The 10,393-nt window shown below is 49.0% G+C and carries 9 protein-coding genes; 1 reads left to right on the forward strand and 8 read right to left on the reverse strand.

Annotation, left to right across the window (positions count from 1 at the left end):
• Window positions 1-266 precede the first annotated feature (266 nt).
• The 7 genes from DWZ82_RS13205 to DWZ82_RS13235 all read right to left on the reverse strand — a co-directional run bounded on the left by DWZ82_RS13205 (window position 267) and on the right by DWZ82_RS13235 (window position 8,025).
• The gene (locus DWZ82_RS13205) at window positions 267-1,421 is read right to left on the reverse strand and encodes an iron-containing alcohol dehydrogenase (protein WP_158575254.1); all 1,155 of its coding nucleotides are present in this window, start codon (window positions 1,419-1,421) and stop codon (window positions 267-269) included.
• 22 nt (window positions 1,422-1,443) lie between these two features.
• Window positions 1,444-2,391: a transketolase family protein gene (locus DWZ82_RS13210; RefSeq protein ID WP_118481187.1), complete on the reverse strand. Its 948-nt coding sequence runs from the start codon at window positions 2,389-2,391 to the stop codon at window positions 1,444-1,446.
• Complete coding sequence (locus tag DWZ82_RS13215; RefSeq protein WP_118481188.1) at window positions 2,388-3,254, reverse strand: transketolase; 867 nt, start codon at window positions 3,252-3,254, stop codon at window positions 2,388-2,390. The genes DWZ82_RS13210 and DWZ82_RS13215 overlap by 4 nt, the downstream gene beginning before the upstream one ends.
• An 18-nt stretch (window positions 3,255-3,272) precedes the next feature.
• Window positions 3,273-4,304, reverse strand: coding sequence for a zinc-dependent alcohol dehydrogenase (locus DWZ82_RS13220; protein WP_158575256.1), 1,032 nt, complete (start codon window positions 4,302-4,304; stop codon window positions 3,273-3,275).
• A gap of 78 nt (window positions 4,305-4,382) precedes the next feature.
• The gene (locus DWZ82_RS13225; protein ID WP_118481190.1) at window positions 4,383-5,519 is read right to left on the reverse strand and encodes a Gfo/Idh/MocA family protein; all 1,137 of its coding nucleotides are present in this window, start codon (window positions 5,517-5,519) and stop codon (window positions 4,383-4,385) included.
• A 224-nt stretch (window positions 5,520-5,743) separates the two neighbouring features.
• The gene (locus tag DWZ82_RS13230) at window positions 5,744-6,538 is read right to left on the reverse strand and encodes a TIM barrel protein (protein WP_118481191.1); all 795 of its coding nucleotides are present in this window, start codon (window positions 6,536-6,538) and stop codon (window positions 5,744-5,746) included.
• A 101-nt stretch (window positions 6,539-6,639) separates the two neighbouring features.
• Entirely contained in the window at window positions 6,640-8,025 is a 1,386-nt protein-coding gene (locus DWZ82_RS13235) for an MFS transporter (protein ID WP_243022955.1), read from the reverse strand.
• 615 nt (window positions 8,026-8,640) lie between these two features.
• Here DWZ82_RS13235 and DWZ82_RS13240 point away from each other — a divergent pair.
• Window positions 8,641-9,528, forward strand: coding sequence for a helix-turn-helix transcriptional regulator (locus tag DWZ82_RS13240; RefSeq protein WP_118481192.1), 888 nt, complete (start codon window positions 8,641-8,643; stop codon window positions 9,526-9,528).
• Between the two features lie 667 nt (window positions 9,529-10,195).
• Here DWZ82_RS13240 and DWZ82_RS15465 read toward each other — a convergent pair.
• A partial coding sequence (locus tag DWZ82_RS15465; RefSeq protein WP_207663671.1) for a hypothetical protein occupies window positions 10,196-10,393 on the reverse strand: 198 nt, incomplete at its 5' end.

Below are 10,393 nucleotides of genomic sequence, written 5' to 3' on the forward strand. Positions count from 1 at the left end.
TCCTTTCAAATTTGTCAGGCTGTATATTCACGACATGCCCCAATGCATAGATGTTAAAAAATTAACAAAGATATCTTTGAAAAGAGGCGTCCCAATCAGGGTATGGGACGCCTTCTTCATAGAGAGGAGACTTTATGAACAGCGGCAACGATGAGCGTTTATATTTACATCATCGTCTTTCCGCCTTCCACACGGGTATTCCGTGTCCATTTTCCATCGTACATCCAGCAATTTTCCTCTGCCGCATACGATTATTCAAATGGATTTTAATATGCCTGATAGGTATATTCGATATATTCCTTGACCTCATCCATACCGGGCGCTCCGGGCGAGTTGCCAAACGCGCCGTCGTGTGCAAAGCTTTCCGCCGAGAGCAGGCAATCTTCGAGCGTAAATCCGGAGTCCTTGATGGATTTGATCTGAAGTTCCTTCATCAGATCAATTACCTTCGCAGCCAGAATCTCCGCCAGTTCCATGGTATCCATATCCGCAGAATACGCTACACCCATCGCGTCTGCAACTTCCTCAAGATTACGGCGCTCACCATATTTTGCCGTGTACATCATCACGCCCGGCAGGCCCCATGCACATCCAAGACCATGGGGAATATGATGCTTTGCACCAAAGGTTTGACTGAAGCTGTGGCCGATCTGACAGCCGCATGCCGAGATCGCCATACCGCCAAGATTCGCCGCCAGAGACATCTGCTCACGCGCCTCGGCATTTTTCGGTTCCTTCACCGCGACAGGAAGCCACTTCATCGTGAGCTTGATGCCTTCTTTACCAAAAATATATCCATAAGGATTGTAATTTCGATTCGTAAGTGCTTCCACACAATGCGCAAGCACGTCCATACCAGTCGCAGCCGTCGGACCTGCCGGCAACGAATAGGTCAGAACCGGGTCAACAATCGCCAGATCCGGCTTATAGATCGGCATCTCCTTCGCGCCTGTCTCCACGTCGCCGATAACCGCCCACTGCGAGATTTCGCTTCCCGTGCCGGATGTTGTGCTGAGCGTGATGAGCTTCATCGTATGCTCCGCTTCTCCGATACCGTAGTAGTCACGAATGGTCGTGCCGTTCTGACTGATGATGATACCGATGGCCTTTGCCGTGTCCAGCGTGCTGCCGCCGCCAACCGCAACGATGCCGTCAATGCCATGCTCGCGGACATAAGCCGCGCCTTCGTCGCAGATATCGCTCGGCGCATCTGCCCTGCATTTATCAAAAACGAAGACCTCCAGACCGGCCTCCTTCAGCACATCAATGACCTGCGTTGCAACTTTAAACTCACACAGTGCATGTTCGGTACAAACCATGACCTTATGCATTCCAAGCTCTTTTGCCTTGTTTCCTGCCTCTTTCGAGGCACCGGTTCCGAACAGCGTCGGGCAGAACGTATTCCACAGATAAACGCCCATTTTTTGATCTCCTTCCCGCATGTCAAAACAGGCTCTTCAGATATTTCAAGACTGCATCCAGGTCGTAGCCGTACTCGTGATACAGTTCCTCAGCGCTGCCAAAGCCCGGATATACCTGCGGAATGCCAAAGCGCTTAAACGATTTGAGCTGCACACCATGGTCGGTCAGCAAATCGGCAACCGCACTCGCCAGACCATTCTTCATCAGATGATCTTCCCAGACGATCAGGCGGCCGGTTTCCTCCGCAGCCTTCAATACGATCTCCTCGTCCAACGGCTTTACCGTGAACATATCGATCACACGCACGCTGATGCCGGCTTCCGCTGCCAATTCGTGCAGACGCAGCGCATAATCCACCATTTCGCCGCAGGCGATAACCGTAATATCCTGACCGTCCCGCGCCATGAAGCCCTTACCGATCTCAAACTGCGTATCCGCCGGATACAGCACACGGTTTTCCTTGCCCGGATCAATGCGGATGGACAGCGGACCCGGATAATCCAGGCTCTTCTCAATGATCTGACGAAGCTGTACCGGGTCGGATGCCGCACACACGGTCATATTCACGAGCGACGAATACAGCGCCATATCCTCCATTGCATAGTGAGTGGAACCGCCGTTGCCGGTCAGACCGGAATAGTTCGCAATGATACGAACCGGCAGGTTCGGATAGCAGACATCGGTGCGCACCTGCTCGAGCGCACGCATGCTCATAAACGGCATCATGCCGATGATATACGGAATATTGCCTTCATAAGCCAGACCAGCCGACACACCAACGACGTTCTGCTCAGCAATTCCTGTATCAATAAAGCGGTCGGGATGTTCTGCCTGAAATCCCTTGCAGCCAAAGCCGATATCCGGCGTCAGCAGCCAGACCCGCTCGTCCTTATTTCCCAGCGCGGACAATGCGTCACCGACAACCGAGCGCGCGGAGTTGAATTCCTCCATCGTATATGACTGTTTCATTGCAGTGCCTCCTTCTGTGCGGCAAAGGATTCATCCAGATCATGCAGCGCAGTCTCCAGGTCGGCATCGTTCAGACTTCCGGCATGCCACTTGAGCTGACGCTCCATAAAGGAGATTTGCTTGCCCTTGATCGTATGCGAGATCACGACAGTCGGCGTTTTCGTATCGCTTTCCGGAAGTTTTGCGAGCGCATCCAGCACCTGCGTCATATCGTTGCCGTCCGCAATCTCGATCACGTTCCAACCGAACGCACGCCACTTGTCAGCGTAATTCTCCAAAACAATGGATTCCTCCGAAAAGCTGGTCATAAACTGGCAGTTGCGGTCTACAATCGCGACCAGGTTGCCAAGCTGCTGTGCGCGGGCAGTCATCGCTGCCTCCCAAACAGAGCCTTCACAGGTCTCGCCGTCGCCCATCACAACGAATACCCGGTGCTTCTGACCCTTCTGTCTGGCGGCTGCTGCCATGCCCGTTCCGAGCGGCAGTCCATGTCCCAGCGAACCGGTCGAAGCATCCAGCATCGGCAGCCGGGTCTTGCAGGGATGCTGACCAAACTTGCTGCCAATCTTGCCATAGGTATCGCAAATCTCTTTATAGTCAAAGAAACCCTTCTGCGCCATGCTGATATACATGCATGCCGCGCCGTGTCCCTTACTCAGGATAAAGCGGTCGCGTTCAGGGTCACCGACCAGTTCAGGTCCAACGTGCATCGTGTGATGAAACAGAGCTGTCAGCACATCAATCATGGACATATCGCCGCCCATGTGGATGCTGCCGCTATACGCACCGCACAGTTTGCACAGGTCTGTCCGTGCCTGATATGCCAACTCTGTCAGGCGCAAAATTTCGTTTTTATTTGCCATTTTTGCTCTCCTCCTCAATTACAGATCCATGGAGACGAACACTTTTCCGCACTGACGGCTGGCTGCCAGATCGAGCGCTTCCTGATAACGGGATGCCGGAATAACATCGGTCACAATCTTATCCAGCGGCAGGATGCCCGATTCGATGATCTGCGCTACCTTGCGCATATAATACTTGCCGAGATAGCCGCCATATACTTCAATCTCGTTTTTGAGCAGTTCCGCTACCGGGAATTCCGGATGGGACAGTTCGTCGTGTCCAAACTGCAAAATCTTACCGTGCGGACGCACCAGCGGCACACAGTCCGCCAGCATGGAAGCCACCGCTTCGACGCAGTGGTCGGCGCCCAACCCATCGGTCTCTTCCTTGACGATCTTCACCAGATCCTCTGTATCCGGATTGACTACGCGGGTCGCGCCAATCTTAAGTGCCAGCTCGCGACGGTGCTCGATTGGTTCGGAAACAATGATCTTGCGGCAACCGTTTGCCTTGAGCAGTGCAATAAACATCAGACCGATCGGGCCTGCTCCCAGTACACATGCCGTATCGCCTACATGTACGTTCAGTTTTTCCAGTGCGCAGCCGCAGCCAGCCAGCGGCTCTGCTACACCCATCAGCTCAGGTTTAGTTTCCGGCGCAACCTTATAGCAGAACTGCGCTGGCATCACCACATAGTTCGTCAGGCCGCCGTCCGTCCAAACACCGCAGCAGCTTACATTTTGGCAAGCTTCCGGCAGACCGGCAAGGCAATTATCGCACTTCCCGCAAGGTCCATGCGGATCAATAACCACCTTATCACCCGGCTTCAGATTTGTCACATCTGCGCCGACTTCAACGACCTCTCCGCAAAACTCATGACCGAAAATGATATCCGGTTCGCATGGATGACGCTGCGGAACGGCGAAAATATTGATATCGCTGCCGCAGATGGAGCAGCCATAGCTCTTGATCTTGACATCGTTTTTATTCTGAATCTCAGGGATCGGACGATCTTCATACTCGAAATGGCCCGGACCTTTATAAACGATTGCTTTTTGCATCTTTGCCATTATAATTTCCTCCCTACACCGGTTCTGCGGATGGAACCTTTTCCACGGCTCCATCCGCAATCCGTTCTGTTAATTTCCTCAGTCGAGTTCTACCCACTTGGAATTATTGTGTGCACTCTCGATAACGGCATGGAAGAATTTCACACCGCTTACACCGGTTTCTACATCCGGGAAGTCCAGATCTTCCTCAGTCGGCGTCTCACCGTTCTTGATCTTGAGAATAGTGCTGATTACGCTGCGGTAGATATTGGCGATTGCGATATAATAGCCCTCCGGGTGACCAAACGGTACACGAGCCAGTTTACCTGCGGGTACATCAATACCATCGCCGGCACGGTTGAGCGTGCGGGGAGCTTCACCCTTTTTGATATAGACTACTTCATCCGGACGGGTCTGACGCCACTCCAGGCAACCCTCGGTACCCATGATTCGAAGCTCGATTTCATTGGGGCAGCCACAGGCAACCTGAGTGAACCAGTATGCACCATGTGCGCCGTTATCATATTCCAGAATAATATTATCATTCAGATCAAGCTTTTTGCCGAAGGTATCAGCGGTAGCCAGCAGGCGCTTAACCTTCAGGCCGGTGACATAGTTGACCAGATGCTCTACATGCGTGCCATCATCCGCGCAGGTGTTGGAAACGCCGCTGTACTTGGGGTCAGTGCGCCAAATGCGGCCGTTGACCTGTTCCTTCTCGGCAAGCAGATCGAGGAAGCTGTTCTCGATGTAGTTGGAGTTGACTGCAATGATCTTGCCAATATCGCCGCGGGCAATCATCTGCTTCATTACCTTGCACATTACATAGCCGGAGTAGCAGTAGTCCACTGCAAAGACCAGATTCTTTTCCTTGGCAATTCGCGCCAGGTCTTCCGCTTCTTCCACAGTGAGGGTCATGGGCTTTTCGCACACTACATTGATGCCATGCTCCAGAAAAGTCTTGGCTGCAGAGTAATGCACGAAGTTCGGCGTGCAGATAGAAACAAAGTCGATCTTACCTGCTTCAGCCTCTGCCATCTTTTCCGCATCATAGTACACACGGGACTTATCCACATGATATGCTTCTGCGCACTCGTCGTTCAGCTCATCGATTGCGGAAAAGCAGCCGCATACCAGCTTTGCACGGGGATCCAGACCCAGAGCTTTACGGTGACATTCACCAATTAAAGCCTTCAGGTCGCCGCCTACCATACCATAAGTCAGTTCCTTAAACATACTATTGTCCTCCTTAATTTTAATGATGATTTGAAATGAATTCGGATTGTCGTAAATGTATTCGGATTGCTCTTACGCGAGCATATCGCACAGACGCTTGATTGCAGGGAAGCCTTCCTCGGCTTCGCCGGCTAAGTCAATTCCTTAACCATACTATTGTCCTCCTTAATTTTAATGATAGTTTGAAATGAATCAGGATTGTCGTAAACGTATTCAGCTTGCGCTTACGCGAGCATATCGCACAGACGCTTGATTGCAGGGAAGCCTTCCTCGGCTTCGCCGGCGGGGACATACTCAAAGCAGATTGTACTGTCGTAGCCGTTCGCCTTGAGCTGCGGGAGCAGATAGTCAAAGTGGATTTCACCAGTACCCGGTTCATGACGGTCAGGTGCATCCGCAATGTGTACGTATGGCACGATGTCCATATTATCCGTGATGTTCTGCAGGAGTTTTCCGTGCATCATCTGCATGTGGAACACATCACACAAAAGCTTTACGCTGGGCGAACCAACCGCGCGAACGATATCAGCGCCGACCGAGGTATCGGTGACCGACATACCGCCGTCGCTGCCAATGTTGCAGATCGGCTCGAGCAGCACGGTCATATTCGCCGCCTCCAGCACGGGCGCCAGGCGGGTAAGGGTGGCGGTGATATTGGCTATCATCGCTTCATGGCTGTATTTACTCCGGAAATCGGCGCAGCCATTCGGCGTGAAATGGTTTGGGAACAGGATCAGCGTATCACACTCCAGATCCTTGGCGACTTCGATGGTTTTTTTGATCCAGTCGATATACTCACCGCTGTGCTCACGGTCGCAGAGCGACCAGTCGCCCGTGCCGCTGAAGGCACGCACTTTGACGCCCAGATGCTTACAGGTCGCCTTGAGTTTTGCAAGATCCTTGTCCTGCCAGCCCCAGAACTCAATGGCCTGGAAACCGGCAGCGTGGACGCGTTCGATCTTTTCACAGATATCCATGCCGGGATACAGCATTTCAACATTGATCGCAAAGTCAATCATACTAACACCTCTTGTTGTTTTGCTTTTTGTTTTTTGCCGAGGCGGCAGGAGAGGTAGTACCGCCTCGCATCTATTGTCCGGTTGTGTTCCGGCCAATTTTCTTACAGAATACCCTGCGCGTCGCGTTCCTTGAGGTCTGCGATGACCTGCGGATACAGCTTATCCAGCTTATACAGCAGGCAAAGCACCACGATGATAACCGAGAAACCGATCGGCGCATACATGCAGATCGAACGGATCATCGACATAGCTTCCGGAGTCTGAGTCGCTGCAAGACCGTTGTAGCCGACAGAATTCATTAACAGACCGATTCCCGCCGATGCCAAGCCGCCGCCCAGCTTGGAGCCAACCGAAGCCGCACTGAAAATCATGCCGTCTTGACGAACGTGAGTCTTCCACTGGCCAAATTCCGCGGAATCTGCAATCATGGGGAATACACATGCCCACAGGGGAGCTACACCGATGCCGCGCAGAACCGCGCTGGTCATCGCCACTGTAACGCTCAGAGGATTGGTTATCCATACAAACTGTGCTACGATTACGAGCACGATACCTGCAAGTGTCAAATTTCTCTTGCCAAAGCGGGTTACGAAATGAGGAACGATCAGCACAACGATACTCTGCGCGATCAGTTCCGCTGCATAGATTGGGCTGTACAGTGCTTCATTGCCGAGCATATATTTGCAGTAATAAGTCGTAATGGTACCGGAGACCGTGCTCATCATAACCATAACGCCCCACAGACCAAGGCAGATCGCCCAGTACTGATTAGAGAACAGTGCCTTCAAGTTTTCACCGACAGAAACCTTCTTATTCTGTGCAGCTTCAATAACAACGCGCTCTTCAATATTAAAGAAGCAGACCAGCAGCAGAACCAGCGCGATTACTGCAAAAATCACCGAAACAATGATCCAGCTCTTCTGCGTATTGCCGAAAGCCTTGACCAGCGGAAGCGTAGAAACTGTGACCACCATCTTGCCCATCGGGCCGCAGAAAATGCGAATCGCCTGCGTGGAAGTACGGGATTTCTGATCACGCGTGATCAGCGAAGCCATAGTGGAATACGGAAGATTGAGTGCGGTATATACGACCGTGTTTACAAGGTTATAGGTAACGAAAATATAAATTGCCTGCACCATCACCGAGGCATTTGCCGGAACAAAGAACAGTGCCACAAACGTGACCGCATACGGCACCGCCATCCACAGGATCCACGGTCTTGCCTTACCGTATTTTGATTTTGTTCGGTCGGTGATGAAACCCATGATGATATCCGAAACACCGTCGAAAACGCGGGTGATCAGAAAAATGATACCAACCACCGCGGCGCTGATGCCTACATAATCGGTATAAAAGAATGTGAGCAGTGTGCTGCACAAACCGTATACAACGTTACATGCCGAATCGCCTAAGCCATAGCAGATCTTTTCGCGTAAACTGACGATATGATCTTCTCTTGCACGACGCATCTCCATAGAATTGTCCATTGTCATATAGCCCCTTTTCTCATTCAAAATCTGAATCCATTGACTTTGTCTTCTTATATCGCTGCCAAACGAATTGCCAGCGATGCCGCATCAGGGAATATAGTCGCATATCTGTTCACATGCAACAATTCTGTCAAAGAACATTACCGTGGTACAGACGTGACTTTTGCAATCGTCAATCCTCTCAGCGTATGATACAGCACGGCATTATCTGTTTATCTAAACAGTTATTTCGCCTCAATATTCATCGATCTCCTTTCTTTTCCTTACGCATTTTATTTTGCCTTGCAATTACTTATCGTCTCTTCTATAATGGAATCATACTATATCACGCCACTATGTTCAGCCACTTTCGTTTCAAATTATATCAAATCTCTCCCAAAGTTCCGAGACAATTGTTATACTTTTATGCTTTTCAACTATTGTAATCAAGCGCATTTCGACATATATTAATCATTTTGCACAAACGTTTTCTTGCCCTTGATGTTTTTCGAAACTTTTTATATGCAAAACTGTTCTTAAATAGAGTTTTTCTTTTTCTCTTTTGTGCACTTTTCCAGAGACTATTTTTATACTATCCGCAATTTCTGAATTAAATCGAAAGGAGAATATACCTTGGAGAACAACATCGTTAACCGCGCTATACGAGAGGAACTCACCTATTCCAATCAAACATTTCCAATTTCAGAATTCATCGACTATTTCGATACCTTTGCAGACAAATGTTTCCCCAGCCACTGGCATGATGAATTTGAATTACAAATCATTCTCAAAGGAAGCGCAGAATACCGAGTCAATGGCGACACATATATTGTAGAAAGAGGAAGCGGTATTTACATTGCACCAGAGGCAGTACACATGATAACAGCTCTTTCCGAAGGAACAATCGGTTATAACATTATCTTATCGCCACAGTTTCTGATTAATCTCATGCAGAACGTTCATTGCGATAAATATACACTTCCCTTGACGACACACCAACCATCCGCTCTCGTCATTACTCCCGAACGGAAAGAGGGACATGTCATTCTCGAATTCCTGAAGAAAATATATTATACCGAAAACACGCATGCTACTTATGAACTATTTTTACTTGAAAACATCATTGGGATATGGCGTAACTTATTAGCTCTATTTCCAAAGACATCATTAGACTCCGAAGACAGTAGCAAATTTCTACGAGAACAGCGCATGAAGGCCATGCTCAATTATATTCGCCAAAACTATTCACAACCCATTTCAATTTCGGAGATTGCTGGAGCCGCAAACATCAGTAAGAGCGAATGCTTCCGTTGCTTTTCTGAATTGTCAAAAACGACCCCTATTGAATATGTAAATCAGTTTCGACTATTTCAAGCATCTCAGCTACTTATTACCACCTCAAAAAGTATATCTGACATCTGTTATCTGACTGGATTCAATAATACGAGCTATTTCTCTAAGAGATTTAAAGAACAATACAGGATATCTCCGAAAACATATCGTTCACAAAATCAAAGATAGTACTTTATCGATGTGGTAGAATACCAGTTTTTAAGGGAAACCGGATACACATAAACTATTCACCCCTATTGCAACGCGCCCTTATTTTTTTAGTATGTCACACTTCAGCATATAGATTGAGCTGACACGCCGCTATCTGTTCTGGCGGCATAGAACCGTGCGTGGTCTGCGGGTTGGAGACAGCGAGGAGCGTTACCTTGATCTATATGGTACGCCCTCTTCGGTCTGGGGTGGAATGATACACTATTTACTTTATGTAACAGTCGAAGATGGGGTTGTAACATCAATTCAAATGGGACGTTTTGAGTAAAGTTTGATCCCCCAAAATTTTATCCCAATATCATTAAGGCAATACCGCATAATTGAACAAGAGCGATTTACGAGTAAATTTTGCGGACTGACAAGGCGTGGTTTTGCGGTAATACTTTGTGTATTACCGTGAAATCAGCGGCAGCGCGACCGGAGCCTGCGCAAGGAACCGCAGCTTTAATTGTGCGGTGTTGCCTTAAGTTAAGAAAAACTGGACTTCATAAAATCAGCACTAAAATGAAGCGCCGCGATTTTGGTAGACACTCGTGGTAGACACCAGTTTTTCACGAATTACATCATAAAACTAAATACCGTAAAAAGTACAGAAAAAGAGCTTCAAACGTAAGTTTGAAGCTCTTTAACTTGGTGCGGATGGGGGGACTTGAACCCCCACGTCCTTGCGAACACTAGCACCTGAAGATACGATTTTTGTGCATATAACCAGCTGCAAAATGAATAGAACGAGTATAAAACTTGATTTTTGTGCTGAATATGCGTTGGTTTGATGAAAAAACGCAATTATCAATACTGAAAAATTCGAGAAAAAACCAGCAGG

It is taken from the genome of Butyricicoccus sp. AF35-5AC (assembly GCF_003477715.1).
GTDB lineage: Bacteria > Bacillota > Clostridia > Oscillospirales > Butyricicoccaceae > Agathobaculum > Agathobaculum butyriciproducens.